8 protein-coding genes and 2 rRNA genes are annotated in these 20,326 nt (G+C 66.6%); 7 read left to right on the forward strand and 3 right to left on the reverse strand.

Annotated features, from left to right (window positions below):
• Window positions 1-157: 157 nt before the first annotated feature.
• Window positions 158-3,880, reverse strand: a complete 3,723-nt coding sequence (locus tag HMPREF9058_RS02780; protein ID WP_009747289.1) for an FtsK/SpoIIIE domain-containing protein — start codon at window positions 3,878-3,880, stop codon at window positions 158-160.
• A gap of 42 nt (window positions 3,881-3,922) precedes the next feature.
• Between HMPREF9058_RS02780 and ligA the strand changes: the two genes are divergently transcribed.
• On the forward strand, window positions 3,923-6,379 hold the full coding sequence (gene ligA / locus HMPREF9058_RS02785) for an NAD-dependent DNA ligase LigA (RefSeq protein WP_009405793.1): 2,457 nt from the start codon (window positions 3,923-3,925) through the stop codon (window positions 6,377-6,379).
• 86 nt (window positions 6,380-6,465) lie between these two features.
• On the opposite strand, the gene HMPREF9058_RS02790 is transcribed toward ligA, so the two are convergent.
• A complete protein-coding gene (locus HMPREF9058_RS02790; RefSeq protein ID WP_009406416.1) occupies window positions 6,466-8,295 on the reverse strand; it encodes a L,D-transpeptidase family protein in 1,830 nt (609 codons plus the stop codon).
• Between the two features lie 405 nt (window positions 8,296-8,700).
• Between HMPREF9058_RS02790 and gatC the strand changes: the two genes are divergently transcribed.
• The 4 genes from gatC to HMPREF9058_RS02810 all read left to right on the forward strand — a co-directional run bounded on the left by gatC (window position 8,701) and on the right by HMPREF9058_RS02810 (window position 13,753).
• The gene (gatC, locus tag HMPREF9058_RS02795; protein WP_003789737.1) at window positions 8,701-9,006 is read left to right on the forward strand and encodes an Asp-tRNA(Asn)/Glu-tRNA(Gln) amidotransferase subunit GatC; all 306 of its coding nucleotides are present in this window, start codon (window positions 8,701-8,703) and stop codon (window positions 9,004-9,006) included.
• A complete protein-coding gene (gene gatA / locus HMPREF9058_RS02800) occupies window positions 9,003-10,544 on the forward strand; it encodes an Asp-tRNA(Asn)/Glu-tRNA(Gln) amidotransferase subunit GatA (protein WP_009747577.1) in 1,542 nt (513 codons plus the stop codon). Before gatC ends, gatA begins: the two co-directional genes overlap by 4 nt.
• Complete coding sequence (gene gatB / locus HMPREF9058_RS02805) at window positions 10,541-12,037, forward strand: Asp-tRNA(Asn)/Glu-tRNA(Gln) amidotransferase subunit GatB (RefSeq protein WP_009405656.1); 1,497 nt, start codon at window positions 10,541-10,543, stop codon at window positions 12,035-12,037. The genes gatA and gatB overlap by 4 nt, the downstream gene beginning before the upstream one ends.
• A 327-nt stretch (window positions 12,038-12,364) precedes the next feature.
• Entirely contained in the window at window positions 12,365-13,753 is a 1,389-nt protein-coding gene (locus HMPREF9058_RS02810; RefSeq protein WP_009747308.1) for an NADP-dependent malic enzyme, read from the forward strand.
• A 117-nt stretch (window positions 13,754-13,870) separates the two neighbouring features.
• On the opposite strand, the gene HMPREF9058_RS02815 is transcribed toward HMPREF9058_RS02810, so the two are convergent.
• Complete coding sequence (locus HMPREF9058_RS02815) at window positions 13,871-14,428, reverse strand: hypothetical protein (protein ID WP_009747309.1); 558 nt, start codon at window positions 14,426-14,428, stop codon at window positions 13,871-13,873.
• Between the two features lie 661 nt (window positions 14,429-15,089).
• Between HMPREF9058_RS02815 and HMPREF9058_RS02820 the strand changes: the two genes are divergently transcribed.
• Together HMPREF9058_RS02820 and HMPREF9058_RS02825 are read left to right on the forward strand one after the other, a co-directional pair.
• Window positions 15,090-16,633 (forward strand): 16S ribosomal RNA (locus HMPREF9058_RS02820).
• A 450-nt stretch (window positions 16,634-17,083) separates the two neighbouring features.
• Window positions 17,084-20,260: ribosomal RNA gene (locus tag HMPREF9058_RS02825) — 23S ribosomal RNA — on the forward strand.
• The 16S and 23S rRNA genes sit together here, the layout of an rRNA operon.
• The last annotated feature ends 66 nt before the right edge of the window (window positions 20,261-20,326 follow it).

Raw genomic sequence — 20,326 nt, forward strand, 5'->3', positions numbered from 1 at the left:
TGTCAGGGAACGGCGGCCGCGTCCGAGAACAACTTTCACACGACGGGGGGCGGTGGGCAAGACCTCGATCATGAGACCTGTGCCGATACCCTGTCGTGATCCTCACAGGATGCTGAGCTGTTGAGATAACACCACTTTCCTTCATTGAGAATGCCTGTTAAACAGGGTGTTCAATAGGACGATCATTGTCTTCGGGCCGGGGTAGCACGATCTGAATGGGCAGGCACGTTCCGCGATAGACGAGTGCCCCACGACCGGGCAGCGTCATCGCTCTGGGGTCGGTGACCGTCCGCAAGGAGATGCCGGCGGCCTGATCGGCAGGGCGCATACCGGGCCACAGCACGACGAGTGCCTCACGCTCACGCATGGTGGAGATCGCGCCGCGGAAGGTCGTGGCGACCTTCTCCGTCGAGGCGGAGGCCAGGACCACCTCGGAGCGCGCTAGCGCGGCCTCCACCTGAGTGGCGGTGGCGATGTCCGCCAGGTCCAGGTCGTCAACGACGAGGGGGTCGGAGGCCATCGCCTGGGCCAGAGCCCGCAGTGCCGTGGAGCGCCCCGATCCGGGAGGCCCGGCGACCAGGACGCTGGTGTGAGCCGGAAGCGTGACCGGTGCCGCCGCGTCTCCTCCCACAGCCCAGGTGCCCTCCGGGACGTCCTCCCAGGTGAGCCGGGTCGGCAGCGGCTCGAGCCGCAGCGTGCGGGCGCCGTCGCGCTCGGAGGCGGATACCGGGAAGTCCGCACGGAGCACGATCTGGCAGGCGGTCGTCGTCGCCCCGTCCAGGATGACGCCGCGCCCCGGGGCGCCGCCGGTGACCACCCCGCGTGGAAGACCGGCCAGAGCGGCCTGTGTGCTGGTGGCCGCACCGAGAACCAGCCTGAGGCCCATGGATCCGGCCCACCGGGCGGTGGAGGCGACCAAGGGCGCGGTCAGCAGCAGGGGAGTGCCCGCTGCGGACGTGGTGCGGATAACGGCCTCCAACAGGGCGTTGCCCTGGCCGGGGCCCAGCACCTCATCGATGGTCGCGATGAGTGCGTCGACGTTATCGAGGCACAGCAGGTCCGTGCCGAGGTGCCCACTGGCGGCGAGTCCCCACAGCCGGGCCAGGCGTCGCGGGTCCTCCGTGCCGACCACCGTGCCCACCCCGGGGTGGGTGAGGAGCTCGCGCATGGGTGAGGCCTCGTCCGGGGCCTGGCCGGAGGCGTCTAAGGTCGGGGAAGCGAAGCCGCACAGGTGCACTCCTCGGCCCGCGCCCAGTGCTGCCGTCGCGGCTGAGGCGATGACTGTGGACCGCCCTGACCTTGAGGCCCCGAGGACCAGCAGCGGGCGTGTGACCCGCCAGTGCCACAGCCCCAGGCTCTGCTGGCGAGGAAGGTCGGTCACGGCCAGGAGAAGATGGTCGTCGTCGCACCCGGACAGTCCTACGTGGTCAGCAGGCTCCGTTGGGGCGAGCGCCCCGTCGGCTCCCTGCTCCTCACGATCACCCGGTGCCCGGGGGCCCCGGAGCCGAACCAGCTCGAGCGCCTCGGCCGCGCTGATCGAGGCGGGCAGGGCCGGCGCCCAGGGGCGCCACGGGGAGGCGTGCCCCTGGGCTGCGCGTGAGATGAGGTCGACGATCCTCTGGACCTCACGTGTCGAGCCGCACCAGGGGGCCTGAAGCACCTGACTGCCAGGGCTGGGAGCACCACTGGCTCCGTCGCCGAGACCTTGCCGGTCAGGGGCACTCTCCTGAGCGCCGCCGGCGCCACTGACCAGGACCCGCCCGGGATGATGACCGATCCGGGCGGCCCCGTCGTGCCCCAGGACGTCCCTGGAGTCAGCGGCGTCGAGCACCCGCAGGCACACTCGCAAGGAGGTGTTGGCCCGAATCGCCGGGGACACGGCCCCCTGAGGGCGCTGTGTGGCCAGAATGAGGTGGATGCCCAGGCTGCGCCCCTGGGCGGCGATACGCACCAGTGACTCCAGGACCTCGGCGTGCTCGCCGGCCAAGGTGGCGAACTCGTCCACCGCCACCACCAGATCGGGGACGACGACCTGTGGCGGCAGGCAGGAGAGATCCTTGGCGCCGTGGGCGGCCAGGATCCGCTCGCGGCGGCGCACCTCGGCCTCCAAGGAGGACAGGGCGCGCTGGGTGCCGGCGGGATCCAGATCCGTCAGGACCCCGGCCGTGTGCGGCAGGCCGGCGAGGGGGCCGAAGGCGGCACCGCCCTTGTAGTCGACCAGGACCAGGGTGAGGCGGTCCGGCGCTCGGCTCAGCGCCAGCTGTACCAGCCACGAGATGAGCAGCTCGGACTTCCCCGAACCCGTTGTCCCGGCCAGCAGGGCGTGCGGGCCGTCCGCCACCAGGTCGGCACGTACCGGCCCCTGGGCTCCCACGCCGAGCACCGCTGACAGCGCCGGGGCGCCCCGGGTCGGCGAGTGCGCCTGCTCCTGCCACTGCTCCCGCAGCTCGTGGGCGTCGAGGTCGTGCATGACCGTCTTGAGGGGGACCACGTCGGGGACGCCATTGACCCGGGACGACGACCGGGGCGGTTCCGTGATCCGGGAGCGGCTCAGGTGTTGAACCGCCTCCCACCAGGTCGGTGAGCACGACGGCGCCCCGGCCGGAGCGGGCCGTGTGCTCAGAGCCTGGGGCGGGACCTTATCGTGGGCGCAAGTCACTATCTGTGCGCTGTGAGGGTGGGCCTGCGGGCCCCAGGCGAGGCGTAGCCCCAGCCGGCCACTCGCCATCTCCCATCCCTCACTGTGCGCACTGTCCCGATGACCCGCGCGTTCATGTTGCAGGGCTCCTGACGGGGCATCCAACACGGTCACCCGGACCTCGTCGCGGGCCAGAAGCTGGGCACACCACCATCGCAGCGCATTGCCGGCGCCCTTGCCCACCAGGGCCAGGCTCTCGCCGTCGCAGAGCGTCAGGACGCAGCGTCGTCGGCGAGCGGCACTCCACGCGGCCAGGACCTCCTGAGCGGCGGAGGCGGGCGTTGAGCCCTCGGACCGGGAGTCCCGGACGGCCTGAGACATGCTGGAGCGCGCGGCGACGGCCAGCAGCATCGTGGCAGGGTCCGGCTCATTGCGCCTCCACCCCGGTCGGCGTCCCCGGTGGTACCGGCGAGCGCGCCATCGGGCCCCACCGGCACGCCCGGCGCGCCCGGCACGTTGGGCTCGCCGTTGTTGCAGGAAGGGCACCAGACGCATGATCGTCATCGTGACCATCGGCGCCACCATGACCATGCCCATTGCACCGCGGCTGCCCGTCCTGAGCGCGATCACTGCTGAGCCGCCCATGACCAGGACGCAGACCAGTGAGCCCACCATCAACCATGCCGTTGACGAGGCCTGTGTCGCAGGGGCCGCCACTACCAGGTCGCAGGGGCGCCTGCGCAGCTCGAGCAGGCTGTCTCCCAGCCGCAGGAGCGTCCCCTCCTTCATCCTCGTCTCCCGGCGCATACGCAGCCACAGCCCCAGGTGCCAGTAGCGGTAGGAGCCGTTGGCCGATCCGCAGTCCTGCGCCAGGACTCGGCCGCCGTGAAGGCGCAGGCGCAGATGATGGCGGGAGACCAAGGGGTCACTGAGAACCTCGCCCCGGCCCAGAAAAGCGCCGTCCCTGACGGCCATCACCAGGCCACGGTCAGGACCGTCCAGGACCGCGAGGTGCCACGGACCGGCCAAGGCGGCCAGAGCCGCCTCCGCGGCTGCCTCACCCGCCGAGCGCCGGCGCAACGAGGCCGAGGCCTCTGCCGGCAGGAGCCAGTGGAGGTCCGGGACGGCGGTGGGAGTGCTCATTGCTCCAGAATCGCCGCTGGGGACCGTCGCGTCGCCGTCGGTCAGCCCCGGGTGTGGACAACCTCGGCGTTCGGGGATGTTCATGGTCACTGTGGACACGGGCGGATCCCGGTGTGAACCCGGTTGGGGGAAGATGACCCCATGACTGACACCGACGCGCCCCGCGGATCCGCTCTCGCCCCGGCCCCCTCCTCGGCACGCTCCGATCAGCGTGGCCCCGTGGATCTGAGCGCCATCCCCACCGCCGCCCGGGAGCGTTGGAGCGAGCTGGTGCGTGACATCGAGGCCGCCCGCGACGCCTACTACAACGCGATCGATGCCGAGAGCCCCCTGTCCGACGCCGACTACGACACCCTCTATCGGGAGCTGGAGGGACTGGAAGCGGCCCACCCCCTCCTGGCTCGAGCCGGGTCACCGACCCGCTCCGTGGGCGGGCGCGCCGTCACCGACTTCGCCCCCGCCCCGCACCACGAGCGCATGTACTCCCTTCAGGACGTCTTCTCCCTCGACGAGGTCCAGGAGTGGGCCGAGCGCATGGTCGCCGAGACCGGGGTCGGCGACGACGAACTCGCCATGACAGCCGAGGTCAAGATCGACGGCCTGGCCGTGGCCCTGACCTACGAGGACGGCATCCTCACCCGGGCCGCGACCCGCGGCGACGGCACCACCGGTGAGGACGTCACCGGTAACGTGCGCACCATCGCCTCGGTCCCCCTCGTCCTGGCCGGCGACGCCCACCCCTCCCTGCTCGAGGTGCGCGGAGAGGTCTACTTCCCCACCCAGGACTTCGAGGCCTTCAACGAGGAGCGCCGCACCCGCAACGTGCAGCGGCAGGCCGACGGAGCCCCCCTCCTGCAGGTCTTCGCCAACCCCCGCAATGCGGCCGCCGGCTCGCTGCGCCAGAAGAACCCCGCTGTCACCGCCTCCCGGCCTCTGGCGATGATCGCCCACGGAGTCGGTGCGATCACCCCCGCACCAGGGGAGAGCCTCCCCACCCGGCAGCACGAGTGGTACGAGCTGCTGGCCGGCTGGGGGCTGCCGGTGTCCCCCTACAACGCCGTGGTGAGGGGGCGCGCCGAGCGTGAGGCCTACATCGAGCGCTACGCCGCCCACCGCCACGACCTCATCCACGAGATCGACGGCATCGTCTTCAAGCTCGACGACCACTCCCTTCAGCGCCGCCTGGGCCACACCTCCCGAGTGCCCCGCTGGGCCACCGCCTACAAGTACCCGCCCGAGGAGGTCCGTACCCGCCTGCTGGACATCGCCGTCCAGGTCGGACGCACCGGCCGCGTCACGCCCTTCGGCATGATGGAGCCGGTCCTCGTCGCCGGCTCGACGGTGGCCCGCGCCACTCTCCACAACGCCACCGAGGTGGCCCGCAAGGGCGTGCGCATCGGGGACATGGTCATCGTGCGCAAGGCCGGCGACGTCATCCCTGAGATCCTGGGGCCGGTCGCGGACCTGCGTGACGGCAGCGAGCGGGACTTCGTCATGCCGACGCACTGCCCCTCCTGCGGCACCGAGCTGGCGCCGGCCAAGGACGGCGACGTCGACCTGCGCTGCCCCAATACCCGGTCCTGCCCCGCCCAGCTCACCGAGAGGATCGCTCACATCGGCTCCCGGGGCGCTCTGGACGTCGAAGGGCTGGGGGACGAGGCCGCCGGCGCCCTGACCCGACCCGACGCCGGACGCCGCGAGGCCCTGACCGCGCTCGCGGCGGGGCGGAGCCTGGAGACCGAAGGCGGACGGCTTAGCCTCCCGCCCGGCGAGCTCGACTCCCTCCACGTCTCCCAACGGGTGGAGGCCGTTGAGGAGCTCCTGAGGCAGGCGGGGATCACCGAGCAGACACCGGTACTCACCGGCGAGGCCACCCTGTTCGACCTGACCGAGGACGACCTGCGCGAGGTCTTCGTCTGGCGCCCCGTCTCCCGTCGCGGCGTCCCCACCGGGGACTGGCGCCTGAGCCGGTTCTTCTGGACCAAGCAGACCTACGACGCCGACGGGCGGGTCAAGAAGGCGACTGCTCCGGGGAAGAACGCCACCGCCATGCTCTCCCAGCTCCGCCAGGCCCGCAGCCGCCCGCTGTGGCGCATCCTGGTGGCCCTGTCCGTGCGCCACGTCGGCCCGACCGCCGCCCGGGCCCTGGCGGCGCGCTTCAGGTCCCTGGAGGCCCTGTGCCAGGCAGACATTGCTGAGCTGGCCGAGGTCGACGGCGTCGGACCCACCATCGCCGAGTCCTGGGTGCGGTGGCGTGAGGTCGACTGGCATCGCGAGATCCTCAGCCGCTGGGAGGCCGCCGGGGTCCGCACCCGGGAGGAGGCCTCAGAGGAGCAGGAGGAGCCGGCGCGCACCTTGGAGGGCCTGACCGTCGTCGTCACCGGCTCCCTGGAGGGATTCACCCGGGACAGCGCCAAGGAGGCCATCGTCTCGCGCGGCGGCAAGGCCTCGGGCAGCGTCTCGAAGAAGACGAGCTTCGTCGTCGTGGGGGACAAGGCGGGCTCCAAGGAGACCAAGGCCCGCGAGCTGGGGCTGACGATCCTTGACGAGGAGGGCTTCGTGGCGCTCCTGGAGGGCGGACCCCAGGCGGTCTCCTGAGGACGCACGAACGGGGCGGGGCACCTCCTTGTCAGGAGGTGCCCCGCCCCGTTCGCGACTCGGCTGTTACTGGCGCTGATACCGGCTCAGTAGTGGCTGTGGACCACCGTGTTCGTGTCGACCCAGTTGTAGATCCACTGCGCCTCGGGGACCGGCATATTGACGCAGCCGTGGGAGCCGGAGTACCCGAAGCTGGAGCGCCAGCCCGCGCCGTGGAAGGCGTAGCCGCTGTAGAAGTAGCTCACCCACGGGACGTCCTCGGCGACGTAGGGGGAGCCGTCGGCGTTCTCACCGCGCATGGTCTGGGACTCGTACTGCAGGTAGACCTTGTAGGTGCCGGTGACCGTGGGGGTCTCGGCGGCGCCGTCGACGATGGAGACCGGGCCGTGCACGACGGTCGCCCCCTCGTAAGCGGTCACCGTCTTGTTCGACAGGTTGAGGTCGACCCACTTCTCACCAGGAGCGGCCTGGTAGGGCAGCTTCTCCGCACCATTGGCGATGGTGCGATCCTTCCACTCCGCCTTGACCGTCGTGGCCTCGAAGGAGCCGGAGTAGGCCTTGTTGCTGCCCAGGGACTGCGTGATCGCGGTGGTCACCGCATCGGCGTTGTTGACGGTCTTGCCGTCCTTGGCCTCTGTCGGGGTGGAGACCACCTGGCCGCTGGCATTGACGTTGCGCTCGCCGGTGACGGGCTCGGAGCTGGCCTCCTCAGCCTTGGCCTTGACCCACTGGGAGACCTTTGAGGAGTCCACGGCAATGGTCGGGGCGGACTCGGTCGAGTTGGTGATCTTGATCCACGAGGCCTTGTCCGTGTTCTCCGCCGTGTAGGAATCCTCGCCCATGGTGATGGTGACGTCCTGGGAGACCCAGCCGTTGGCCTTGTCGGCGACCTTCTGGGCGTCGGAGTCGGAGACCTTCGGGGCGGCGTCCGTGATCGTCAGGGAGATCGACGAGGAGTCCAGGGACGTGGCGGCCTTCTGTGCGGCCTGGGCCAGGGTGTTGGCGTCCAGGGAGGATCCGTTGGCCGAGCTCGTGGTGGTGAAGGTGGTGCCGTCCTCGCCCAGGACCACGGTGGCGTTGCGTGCCTTGGCGCGGTCCTCGGGGATCAGGGAGGTGGCGTAGCTGCTCACCTTGGTCTTGTCGGTGGTGGAGACCACCGGGACCTCGCTCTTGCCTTGGGAGACCAGGGCGCGGAACTTCTCACCGAGCGTGTCGCCCCGGGCCATGACGGCGTCGGCGGTCGCCTGGGCGTCCACGGTGGTTCCCAGGTCCGCCAGAGAGGCGCTGGCGGTGACGTCTCCGGAGATGTCGACCTTGGTGCTCTTGGCGCGCTCCTCAATGGCGGCCACCACCTCCTGCCGGCTCTTGCCGGAGACGTCGGTGCCGGCCACAGTGGTCCCCGGGACGGCCCGGCCGTCGTAGTGCGCGGCGTAGGCGTAGCCTCCGGCACCGGCGACACCCAGCAGGAGGAGCGCTGCGGCCGCGACTCCCAGGGGCCAACGGCGACGCCGCCGCGGCTCGGTCGAGGATGGCTCCGCAGCGGTGGAGGTCAGCGCCCGGAAGGCATTCGTCACCGGGACGGCCGTGGCGGAATCACCGGCGCTGACAGTGCTCTCGGTTCCTGAAGCGCCCTCGAGCGTCGACTGATCGCCGGGCTCGCTGCCGGAGCCCGGTTCTGAGGTCGCTGCCGGGGCGATGGCCTCGATCTCCTCAGTGCTGCTCTGCTCGGCGCTCGTACCGCTTGAGGCGGTATTGGCGGAATGGGCCTGCGGTGCCGTGGCTTTCGCAGCCGCCTGGAAGACGGACTGACGACGCACGCCTTCGGGCTGCCCGTAGGGCGTGCTGAGCACAGTGGTCTCGCTCTGTGAGGCTTCTCCCTGGTTCTGCGTGCCGGCGGGGGAAGTGTTGCTGCTCATGCATCCTCGTCCCTCGGCCACGGGTCCCGTGTGGGGCGGGGTGGCCGAATTCAGTGGTCCATCCGACCTCCGGTGGTCCAAGGTACTGGATGGAGGTCTGACCCAAGGGCTGTTCCTGGTCCGACCTGCGTCAACGCGGCAGCGCCGTCGCCGGCGGGGCGGTCCTCACCCTGGTGATTACCATGACATCTGTGAAACGAGATGATGTCAATCATCCTCGGGGATGAGACTCTGTGAGATCGCACGAATTCGGTGTCGGTTCAGTTTCCTAGGAACCCGCAGGGCTTGGTACCCATGCACCGCCGGCGGGAGAGGGGCGCCGATTCGGGCCGGGCGTGCCGGTCGCGCCTGCGATGTCGACGCGGTGGGGCCGCAGCCAGGCTCGACCCGGCTAGACTCCACACCATGTCTGCTATTTCCACTGATGAGGTCGCACGGGTTGCGGCGCTGGCTCGGGTCGCCCTGAGCGATGAGGAGGTGTCGCGTCTGGCCGGAGAGCTGGACGCCGTCGCCTCCTCCTTCGCCCGGGTCACGAGCGTGGTCACGCCCGACCTGCCGGCGACCTCCCACCCCGTGCCCCTGACCAACGTGCTGCGTGAGGACGTTCCGGCCCCCACGCTCGACGTCGACGAGCTCCTGGCCGGCGCGCCGGCCAGCGAGGACTCCATGTTCCTCGTTCCGCAGATCCTGGGGGAGGACTCCGCCTCATGAGCGCTCACAGCACCAACGCCCTGGCCGTCCTCATCAGGAGCAGCGCCGCCGAGCAGGCCGCGGCCCTGGCGGCGGGGGAGGTCTCCTCACGCGAGCTCACCCAGGCCCACCTCGACCGCATCGCCGCCGTCGACGGCGTCGTCGGGGCCTTCCTCAACGTCGATGCCGAGTGCGCCCTGAGCCAGGCCGACGCCGCTGACGCCGCCCGCAAGGAGGGCCGGGCGACCAGCGAGCTGACCGGTGTGCCGGTGGCCGTCAAGGACCTCATCGTCACCCGAGGCCAGGTCACCACCGCCGCCTCACGGATCCTCGAGGGATGGGTGCCGCCCTATGACGCCACCCTCGTGCGCAACCTGCGCGCCGCCCGCACCCCGATCCTGGGCAAGACCAATCTCGACGAGTTCGCCATGGGCGGCTCCACCGAGCACTCGGCCTTCGGCCGCACCGCCAACCCCTGGGACCTGGGCCGCATCCCGGGAGGATCCTCGGGTGGCTCGGCCGCGGCCGTGGGCGCCTACGAGGCCCCCGTCGCCGTGGGCACCGACACCGGGGGCTCGATCCGCCAACCCGCGGCCGTCACCGGCACGGTCGGCGTCAAGCCGACCTACGGCACGGTCTCGCGCTTCGGCGTCATCGCCATGGCCTCCTCCCTCGACACGCCGGGCCCCATGGCCCGTACGGTGCTGGACACCGCTCTGCTACACGATGTCATCGCCTCTCACGACCCGCTGGACTCGACCTCGCTGCCGGACGCCCCGCGCGACATGGCCTCCGTGGTCCGGGCCGCCCAGGAGGGAAGGGACCTGACCGGACTGCGAGTCGGCGTCATCTCCGAGCTCGACGGCGGAGAGGGCTACCACGACGGCGTCGTGGCCTCCTTCCACGCCGCCCTGGAGCTGCTCGAGGCGGCCGGCGCGCAGGTGGAGACCGTCTCCCTGCCGCACCTGGAGTACGCGCTGGACGCCTACTACCTCATCATGCCCGCCGAGGCCTCCTCCAACCTGGCCCGCTACGACGGGATGCGTTACGGCCTGCGGGTCGAACCGGCGTCGGGACCGGTCACCGCCGAGACCGTCATGGCGGCCACCCGCGGGGCGGGCTTCGGTGACGAGGTCAAGCGCCGCATCATCCTGGGCACCCACGTGCTGTCGGCCGGCTACTACGACGCCTACTACGGCTCGGCCCAGAAGGTGCGCACTCTCGTGCAGCGCGACTTCGCCGCCGCTTGGGACAAGGCGGACATCCTCGTCTCGCCCACCGCCCCGGTGACGGCCTACCGCTTCGGGGAGAAGGACGACCCGCTGGCGATGTACAAACTGGACGTGACCACGATCCCGGCCAACCTCGCGGGGGTACCCGGCATGAGCCTGCCCTCGGGGCTGAGTGATGACGGGCTTCCGGTGGGCTTCCAGATCCTGGCGCCGCAGAGGGCCGATGACCGCCTGTACCGCGTGGGTGCCGTCCTGGAGGCCGCGCTGGAGGAGACATGGGGGGCGCCGCTGCTGTCGCGTGCGCCCGAGCTGGAGGAGACACGATGAGTGACACGCTGATGGACTTCGACGAGGCCGTTCGTCGCTACGACCCGGTCCTGGGACTCGAGGTGCACGTCGAGCTGGGGACCGCCACCAAGATGTTCGACGCCGCCCCCAACGTCTTCGGCGCTCAGCCCAACACGATGGTGACCCCCACGTCGGTGGGCCTTCCCGGTGCGCTGCCGGTGGTCAACGCCCGTGGCGTGGAGTACGCCATCCGTATCGGCCTGGCCCTGGGCTGTGAGATCGCGCAGTCCTGCCGCTTCGCCCGGAAGAACTACTTCTACCCGGACCTGGCCAAGGACTTCCAGACCTCCCAGTCCGATGAGCCCATCGCCTACGACGGCGCCCTGGAGATCGAGATGGAGGACGGCTCCTTCTTCACCATCCCGATCGAGCGCGCCCACATGGAGGAGGACGCCGGCAAGAACACCCACATCGGGGGTGCCGACGGCCGCATCGAGGGCGCCAGCCACTCCCTGGTGGACTACAACCGCGCCGGCGTGCCGCTGGTGGAGATCGTCACCCGCCCCATCGAGGGCACCGGTGCCAGGGCGCCTCAGGTCGCCGCCGCCTACGTGCGCACCCTGCGCGACATCTTCCGGGCCCTGGGCGTCTCCGAGGCGCGTATGGAGCGCGGCAACGTGCGCGCCGACGTCAACGTCTCTCTGCGCGAGTCGCCCGACGCGCCGTTGGGCACCCGCACCGAGACCAAGAACGTCAACACCTTCCGTGGGATCGAGCAGGTCGTCCGCTACGAGATCCAGCGTCAGGCCGCGATCCTGGCCGCCGGGGGAGAGGTGCTTCAGGAGACCCGTCACGGCCAGGCCGATGGCACCACCCGCGCCGGTCGTGTCAAGTCCGACGCCGACGACTACCGCTACTTCCCCGAGCCGGACCTCGTGCCGGTGGCGCCCAGCCGTGAATGGGTCGAGGAGATCCGTGCGGGGCTGCCCGAGATGCCCGCGGCCAAGCGTCGTCGCCTCAAGGCCGAGTGGGGTCTGAGCGACACCGAGATGCGCGACGTCGTCAACGCCGGGGCGCTCGAGCTCATCGAGGCCACCGCGGCAGCGGGGATCACCGGTCAGGCCGCCCGCAAGTGGTGGATGGGTGAGCTCTCCCGCAGGGCCAAGGAGCAGGAGACGGCCCTGGAGGACATGGCCGTCACGCCCGAGCAGATCGCCGAGCTGCAAGGGCTGGTGGACTCCGGGCGCCTGACCGACAAGCTCGCCCGCCAGGTTCTCGAAGGGGTCCTGGCCGGCGAAGGTGATCCTGAGGCCGTGGCCGCTGCTCGCGGGCTCGAGGTCGTCTCCGACGACTCCGCGCTGCTGGCCGCCGTGGACGAGGCCCTGGCCGCCAACCCGGACGTGGCGGACAAGATCCGCGGCGGCAAGGTCCAGGCCGCCGGCGCCATCGTCGGAGCCGTCATGAAGGCGACCCGCGGCCAGGCCGATGCCAAGCGCGTACGCGAGCTCGTCATGGAGCGCGTGCAGGGCTGAGGCGGGTCTCGCCGCAGGTCTGCTGAATCCTCTTCTCCTTGCATCGCCCTCCCGTACTGAGGGCGGTTCGGGACAATCCGGCCCGTCACCGCTGCATCCAGCCAGTGGTGACGGGCCGGACTGTCCGTTGCCGGCGGTTCCCCTCAGCATCCCCGGCGGCTCGCGTCGGTGATGGAGGGCTTGCGAGCAGGGTGAGATTGCTTGCGAAAGCTGCCCGGAATCTCAGCATCCGGTCACAATAGGACCGTCATCCGAGTGGCTGGCGGTCGGTGAGAGATAGGCTCGGAGTACTGACCTCAAGTCCCGCCCATCCCACGAGGAGTGTCCATGGTTCAGCCCAGTCCCAGTTACACCGTCGCCCTGTACCTCGAGGTGCCCGCCTCCCAGAAGGCGGTGGCCCGCCTGGTCGACACTGCCACTGCGACTGGTGCCATCGTCACCGGCGTCGACGTGGCCGACTCCGACGGCGACAAGCTCACCGTCAATCTCACGGCGGATACCCGGGACTCCAAGCACCGCAACGAGCTGGTTGCCAAGTTGGAGGAGATTGACGGCGTCGTCGTCCGCAACGTTGGCGACTCGACCTTCCTGACTCACGTCGGAGGCAAGATCGAGATCGCTAGCAAGTACCCGATTCACAACCGTCGTGACCTGGCCCGTGTCTACACCCCCGGAGTGGCCCGCGTCTGCAAGGCCATCTACGACCACCCCGAGCGCGCCCGGATGCTCACCATCAAGAAGAACACCGTCGCCGTCGTCACCGACGGGACCGCGGTCTTGGGGCTGGGGGACATCGGCCCGTCCGCCGCCATGCCCGTCATGGAGGGCAAGGCCGTTCTGTTCAAGCAGTTCGGCAACGTGGACGCCTGGCCGGTGGCCCTGGACACGAAAGACCCCGAGGAGATCATCTCCATCGTCAAGGCCATCGCCCCGGCCTACGGCGGCATCAACCTGGAGGACATCGCCGCCCCCAAGTGCTTCGACATCGAGGCCCGCCTGCGCGAGGAGCTCGACATCCCGGTCTTCCACGACGACCAGCACGGTACCGCCATCGTGACTCTGGCGGCCCTCATCAACGCTCTGAAGATCGTGGGCAAGAAGATCGAGGACGTGCGCATCGTCCTGTCCGGTGTCGGTGCGGCCGGCAGCGCCATTGCCAAGCTGCTCATGGCACACGGCGCCACGGACATCGTCGGCTACGGGCGCACCGGGGCCCTGTCTGCGGCGAACACCGAGGGGATGAACGAGCACCGCAAGTGGCTGGCTGAGAACACCAACCCGCGTCAGGTGACCGGTTCCCTCAAGGAGGGCCTCAAGGGGGCCGACGTCTTCATCGGCGTCTCGTCGGGCAACCTGCTCGAGCCCGAGGACCTGGAGGTCATGAACGACGGCGCCATCGTCTTCGCCATGGCCAACCCGATCCCGGAGGTCGACCCGATCCGTGCGGCCGACTACGCCGCCGTGGTGGCGACCGGACGCTCGGACTTCCCCAACCAGATCAACAATGTGCTGGCCTTCCCCGGGCTCTTCCGCGGCCTGCTGGACACAGGTATCACCGACATCTCCACCGAGCTGCTGCGGGCCGCTTCCACCGGTATCGCCTCGGTGATCGCCGACGACGAGATCAGCCCGGTGTACATCATCCCGGGCGCCTTCGACACCCGGGTCGCCGACGCCGTGGCCAAGGCGGTCCGCAAGTTCGCCGAGACGGAGTGAGAAGCCTAGGTTCCAGGTGACGTAGCCAGGGGCGTGAGACACCTTCGGGTGTCTCACGCCCCTGGCGGTACTCAGGACCTGGGCCGAGCTCGCTCGTCGGTCACGACGACGGAGACATCAGCGCAGCCAGGAGTCGCCGACCAGACGAGACCACCAGGTGCCCAGCCCCAGGGTGTCGCCGGCCCGAGTCAGGGCGAAGAGGATGGCGGACAGGGTCAGAACCCAGTGGAGATCGACCAGGGGGTTGGTCGCGGTGTTCTCGGTACCTCCGGTTCCGATGGGCCACAGGGCCAGATACAACGGAACCATGAGTGCTGAGGCCGCGAAGGCGCTCACCTTGAGCCCAATGCCGAGAGTCAGGGCGACGCCCACCCCGAGCATCCCGGCCATGAACAGCCAGTCGCCGACCGGGTTGGCCAGCAGCTCGAAGGCACTCCCGAAGGGGCTGTGAACCGCCACGCCCTTGATGAAGCCCTGGGCGGGTTGACCTCCGTTGATCCAGGCCATCTGACGAGGGGTGGAGAATCCAAGGCCGAACGTCTTGTCCAGGAAGGTCCACAGGAAGATGAAGCCGACGACGATCCGCAGGGCGGCCAGCACGATGCGAGCCGACGGGCTGGTCACGATGTCGGATCCGGAACGAGGGCGCTTGGCGCCACGAGTGGAAGCAGGCACGGGAGGTGCTCCTTGATGATCGCTGGGGTCCGATGCCGGACACCAGTAGTTGAACGGTAAACTGACTGGCCGATTGTAGACATACCGGACTGCTCGGTGGATACTGACGAACGGCGGGGTGTTATCGATATGCGGCGATGCGTTCATCGAAACGGTTGGAATGGCGAGGAAAAGTCGATGTGTCCTGGATCATGGGCGATCGGTTTGACGTCTGAGGGGTGGACCTGCCTAAAGTACAGCCCGCTGCCGGACGGCTCGGGCCTTGCTTGAGACCTTCCAGCGGCGAACTCACTACAACAGAACGTCGATCGGTGTGACCAGGAACAATGCTTCTGAGGTTGACGTCGAACCGACAAATGTTCTAGAGTAGCGGAGTTGCTCGCCAGAGCGAAGTTGAGTCAAAAGGCTCGATTGAGTTCCGGCTGGGTGTGTTGTTTGAGAACTCGATAGTGTGTCATGTTTTTTATGCCATGGCCCTGGGGGCTGCGCATGATTTTGGTTGTGTGTGGTTGTTGGGGTTGTTTTGTTTTGGTTTGCCTGGCCCTCATTTCTTTTGTTGTGGGGGTTGGGTTGGGCCTGGTCTGGTTTTCTGGACTGTTGTACTGACTTTGGGTTCTGGCTGGCTGTTTGTGGTTGGTTGGGGCTTGAATTTTGTTGGTTTTGTTTGGAGAGTTTGATCCTGGCTCAGGACGAACGCTGGCGGCGTGCTTAACACATGCAAGTCGAACGGTGAAGGGACCGGTTTTTGCTGGTTCTGGATGAGTGGCGAACGGGTGAGTAACACGTGAGTAACCTGCCCCCTTCTTCTGGATAACCGCATGAAAGTGTGGCTAATACGGGATATTCTGCGCCTGCTGCATGGTGGGTGTGGGAAAGATATTGCTTCGGTGGGGGATGGGCTCGCGGCCTATCAGCTTGTTGGTGGGGTGATGGCCTACCAAGGCGGTGACGGGTAGCCGGCCTGAGAGGGTGGACGGTCACACTGGGACTGAGACACGGCCCAGACTCCTACGGGAGGCAGCAGTGGGGAATATTGCACAATGGGCGCAAGCCTGATGCAGCGACGCCGCGTGAGGGATGGAGGCCTTCGGGTTGTAAACCTCTTTCGCCAGTGAAGCAGGCCTGTCCCTTGTGGGTGGGTTGACGGTAGCTGGATAAGAAGCGCCGGCTAACTACGTGCCAGCAGCCGCGGTAATACGTAGGGCGCGAGCGTTGTCCGGAATTATTGGGCGTAAAGAGCTCGTAGGCGGCTGGTCGCGTCTGTCGTGAAATCCTCTGGCTTAACTGGGGGCTTGCGGTGGGTACGGGCCGGCTTGAGTGCGGTAGGGGAGACTGGAACTCCTGGTGTAGCGGTGGAATGCGCAGATATCAGGAAGAACACCGGTGGCGAAGGCGGGTCTCTGGGCCGTTACTGACGCTGAGGAGCGAAAGCGTGGGGAGCGAACAGGATTAGATACCCTGGTAGTCCACGCCGTAAACGTTGGGCACTAGGTGTGGGGGGCCTTTTCCGGGTCTTCCGCGCCGTAGCTAACGCATTAAGTGCCCCGCCTGGGGAGTACGGCCGCAAGGCTAAAACTCAAAGGAATTGACGGGGGCCCGCACAAGCGGCGGAGCATGCGGATTAATTCGATGCAACGCGAAGAACCTTACCAAGGCTTGACATGTGCCGGTCGGCTCCGGAGACGGGGTTTCCTCCTTGTGGGGCCGGTTCACAGGTGGTGCATGGTTGTCGTCAGCTCGTGTCGTGAGATGTTGGGTTAAGTCCCGCAACGAGCGCAACCCTTGTCCCGTGTTGCCAGCACGTTGTGGTGGGGACTCGCGGGAGACTGCCGGGGTCAACTCGGAGGAAGGTGGGGATGACGTCAAATCATCATGCCCCTTATGTCTTGGGCTTCACGCATGCTACAATGGCCGGTACAGAGGGCTGCGATACCGTGAGGTGGAGCGAATCCCTTAAAGCCGGTCTCAGTTCGGATCGGTGTCTGCAACTCGACACCGTGAAGTTGGAGTCGCTAGTAATCGCAGATCAGCAACGCTGCGGTGAATACGTTCTCGGGCCTTGTACACACCGCCCGTCACGTCATGAAAGTCGGCAACACCCGAAGCCCGTGGCCCTACGGGGAGCGGTCGAAGGTGGGGCTGGTGATTGGGACGAAGTCGTAACAAGGTAGCCGTACCGGAAGGTGCGGCTGGATCACCTCCTTTCTAAGGATTGATTGTGGGGGTGGCTTCCTGGCCGTTTGATCTTGTCTGGGCCGTGTGGGTCTGGGCCGGCTGGGGGTCTGCCCTTGCGGAAGGGCTGGGCGGCCGACTGTCGTGCACTGGTGTGCGGGGTGGTTGGCTTGTCTGGTGATTGGTGTAGGAGACACGCCTGTCATGCTTCTGCTTCCTGCTTGTGTGGGGAGTGGGGCGTGGTGGGTGCCCTCGCGTGTGTGGGGGTGGCATGCTGTCGGGGTTCTGGGGCAGTGCGCCCTGGTTGCCTGACCCGTGTTCTGCTGCCTTGTTTGTGGGTGGTGGGGTGTGGGTGTGGGTGGGTTGGTTGTGAACTGTATAGTGGACGCGAGCATCTTACTGTAATGATTTCTGCGAATTGATTGCTCAGAGCAGGCGCCTGTTGGTGTGTGTTCTGTTCTTGATTGTGTTCGTGTATCTTTTGTTGTTTGTTTTTTGAGCGTTCGGTGGATGCCTTGGCATCAGGGGCCGATGAAGGACGTGGTGGCCTGCGATATTCCTCGGGGAGCCGGCTGGCGGGCTGTGATCCGAGGGTTTCCGAATGGGGGGACCCGGCACGAGTTATGTCGTGTCACCTGCATCTGAATTGTATAGGGTGTGGGGGGTGACGCGGGGAAGTGAAACATCTCAGTACCCGTAGGAGAAGATATTCCGTGAGTAGTGGCGAGCGAAAGCGGATGATGGTTAAACCGTGTGCGTGTGATACTCGGCAGGGGTTGCGTGTGCGGGGTTGTGGGGCTGTCCTGTTTCTCTTCTGCCGGAGAGGGGGCGCGTGTGCTGGCCGGTAGCTGAATCGTCTGGGAAGGCGTGGCGTAGTGGGTGATACCCCCGTAGGCGGAACTGGTTGGTGCGTGTCTGGGATGGTGCCCGAGTAGCACGGGGCTCGTGGAATCCTGTGTGAATCTGCCAAGACCACTTGGCTGCCTGAATACCTCCTGATGACCGATAGTGGATAGTACCGTGAGGGAATGGTGAAAAGTACCCCGGGAGGGGAGTGAAATAGTACCTGAAACCGGGCGCTTACAAGCCGTCAGAGCCTCCGCACGTCTTGTGTGGGGGTGGTGGCGTGCCTTTTGAAGAATGAGCCTGCGAGTCAGTGGCGTGTCGCGAGGTTAACCCGTGTGGGGTAGCCGTAGCGAGAGCGAGTCCGAATAGGGCGATGTGTAGTGGCGCGTTCTGGACCCGAAGCGGGGTGATCTACCCATGGCCAGGTTGAAGCACGTGTAAGAGCGTGTGGAGGACCGAACCCACCTAGGTTGAAAACTGGGGGGATGAGCTGTGGGTAGGGGTGAAAGGCCAATCAAACTCCGTGATAGCTGGTTCTCCCCGAAATGCATTTAGGTGCAGCGTCGCGTGTTGCCCGGCGGAGGTAGAGCTACTGGGTGGCTGATGGGCCCCACAGGGTTACTGACGTCAACCAAACTCCGAATGCCGTCGGGTTGTAGCGTGGCAGTGAGACCGCGGGGGATAAGCTCCGTGGTCGAGAGGGAAACAGCCCAGATCGCCGGCTAAGGCCCCTAAGCGTGTGCTAAGTGGGAAAGGATGTGCGGTCGCGCAGACAACCAGGAGGTTGGCTTAGAAGCAGCCATCCTTGAAAGAGTGCGTAATAGCTCACTGGTCAAGTGATCGTGCGCCGACAATGTAGCGGGGCTCAAGCACACCGCCGAAGCCGCGGACCCATGACATCATTCCCTTCATCATCCCGTTTTGTCGGGGTGGTGGCAGGGGTTGTGGGTGGTAGGGGAGCGTCCTGCACCGGGGGAAGCCTGTGGGTGACTGCTGGTGGACGGTGCGGGAGTGAGAATGCAGGCATGAGTAGCGATACTAGGGTGAGAAGCCCTAGCGCCGAATGACCAAGGGTTCCAGGGCCAGGCTAGTCCGCCCTGGGTGAGTCGGGACCTAAGGCGAGGCCGACAGGCGTAGTCGATGGATGACGGGTTGATATTCCCGTACCGGCGAAGCACCGCCCATGCTGACGCGCGGGTGCTAACCCACGCCCAACCACCATGTATGCCGCATGTGTCAGGTTCGCCTGACGGTGTGGTTGTGGTGGTGGGGTCTGGGGATCCTCCGTGCAGGTAGGCAAGCGTGTTAACAGGGGTGACGCACAGTGGTAGCCCGGCGGACCTGATGGCTTGGTCCGTTCAAGCGCGCAGCCCGTTTCCCAGGTAAATCCGGGGGACTGTCTTTGATGACGGGGGTGAGGCGTGATGGTGACCTCACACTGGTGGGGGATAACAGGGTGATCCTGGGGTGCCGAGAAAAGCCTCGACGCGATGGTGCCAGCCGCCCGTACCCTAAACCGACACAGGTGGTCGGGCAGAGTATGCCTAGGCGCACGAGTGAATCATGGTTAAGGAACTCGGCAAAATGCCCCCGTAACTTCGGGAGAAGGGGGGCCTGATCCCTGAAGCCCCGTTTGCGGGCTAGGGGGGAGGGTCGCAGAGGCCAGGGGGAAGCGACTGTTTACTAAAAACACAGGTCCGTGCGAAGCCGTAAGGCGATGTATACGGACTGACGCCTGCCCGGTGCTGGAAGGTTAAGAGGAACCATCAACCCTCGGGTGAAGTGGTGAATTTAAGCCCCAGTAAACGGCGGTGGTAACTATAACCATCCTAAGGTAGCGAAATTCCTTGTCGGGTAAGTTCCGACCTGCACGAATGGCGTAACGACTTCCCCGCTGTCTCAACCATGAGCTCGGCGAAATTGCAGTACGAGTAAAGATGCTCGTTTCGCGCAGAAGGACGGAAAGACCCCGGGACCTTTACTACAGCTTGGTATTGGCGCCCGCTATAGCTTGTGCAGGATAGGTGGGAGACTGTGAAGCCGTTACGCCAGTGGCGGTGGAGTCGTCCTTGAAATACCACTCTGGTTATGGCGTGCGCCTGAACCTGGGCCCGTGATCCGGGTTAGGGACAGTGCCTGGTGGGTAGTTTAACTGGGGCGGTTGCCTCCTAAAGTGTAACGGAGGCGCTCAAAGGTTCCCTCAGCCTGGTCGGCAACCAGGTGTTGAGTGCAAGTGCACAAGGGAGCTTGACTGTGAGACCGACGGGTCGAGCAGGTACGAAAGTAGGAACTAGTGATCCGGCGATCCCGTGTGGGTGGGTCGTCGCTCAACGGATAAAAGGTACCCCGGGGATAACAGGCTGATCCTGCCCAAGAGTCCATATCGACGGCATGGTTTGGCACCTCGATGTCGGCTCGTCGCATCCTGGGGCTGGAGCAGGTCCCAAGGGTTGGGCTGTTCGCCCATTAAAGCGGTACGCGAGCTGGGTTTAGAACGTCGTGAGACAGTTCGGTCCCTATCCTCTGCGCGCGCAGGAGACTTGAGAAGGCCTGTCCCTAGTACGAGAGGACCGGGACGGACGAACCTCTGGTGTGCCAGTTGTCCCGCCCGGGGCACGGCTGGTTGGCTACGTTCGGGAAGGGTAACCGCTGAAAGCATCTAAGCGGGAAACCATCTTCAAGATAAGGTCTCCACAAGAAGGACTTGTCCTTTTTGGTAGGCCCCCAGCAGACTACTGGGTTGATAGGCCAGAAGTGGAAGACCGGCAACGGTCTGTGAGCTGACTGGTACTAATAGGCCAACACAAACAACAACACCCCCAACACACGCACACCGCGTGCAGCCCGGGGGGTGAGCAACCACAGTAGAGCGAAGCGTCC

Origin of the sequence: Actinomyces sp. oral taxon 175 str. F0384 (assembly GCF_000223355.1) — a bacterium.
GTDB classification, from domain to species: domain Bacteria; phylum Actinomycetota; class Actinomycetes; order Actinomycetales; family Actinomycetaceae; genus Actinomyces; species Actinomyces oris.

Excerpts from the sequence above, each read along its gene's own strand:
- ligA (WP_009405793.1), top strand. The coding sequence starts at position 3,923 with ATGACTGACACCGACGCGCCCCGCGGATCCGCTCTCGCCCCGGCCCCC.
- HMPREF9058_RS02790 (WP_009406416.1), bottom strand. The coding sequence starts at position 8,295 with ATGAGCAGCAACACTTCCCCCGCCGGCACGCAGAACCAGGGAGAAGCC.
- HMPREF9058_RS02810 (WP_009747308.1), top strand. The coding sequence starts at position 12,365 with ATGGTTCAGCCCAGTCCCAGTTACACCGTCGCCCTGTACCTCGAGGTG.
- gatC (WP_003789737.1), top strand. The coding sequence starts at position 8,701 with ATGTCTGCTATTTCCACTGATGAGGTCGCACGGGTTGCGGCGCTGGCT.
- gatB (WP_009405656.1), top strand. The coding sequence starts at position 10,541 with ATGAGTGACACGCTGATGGACTTCGACGAGGCCGTTCGTCGCTACGAC.
- gatA (WP_009747577.1), top strand. The coding sequence starts at position 9,003 with ATGAGCGCTCACAGCACCAACGCCCTGGCCGTCCTCATCAGGAGCAGC.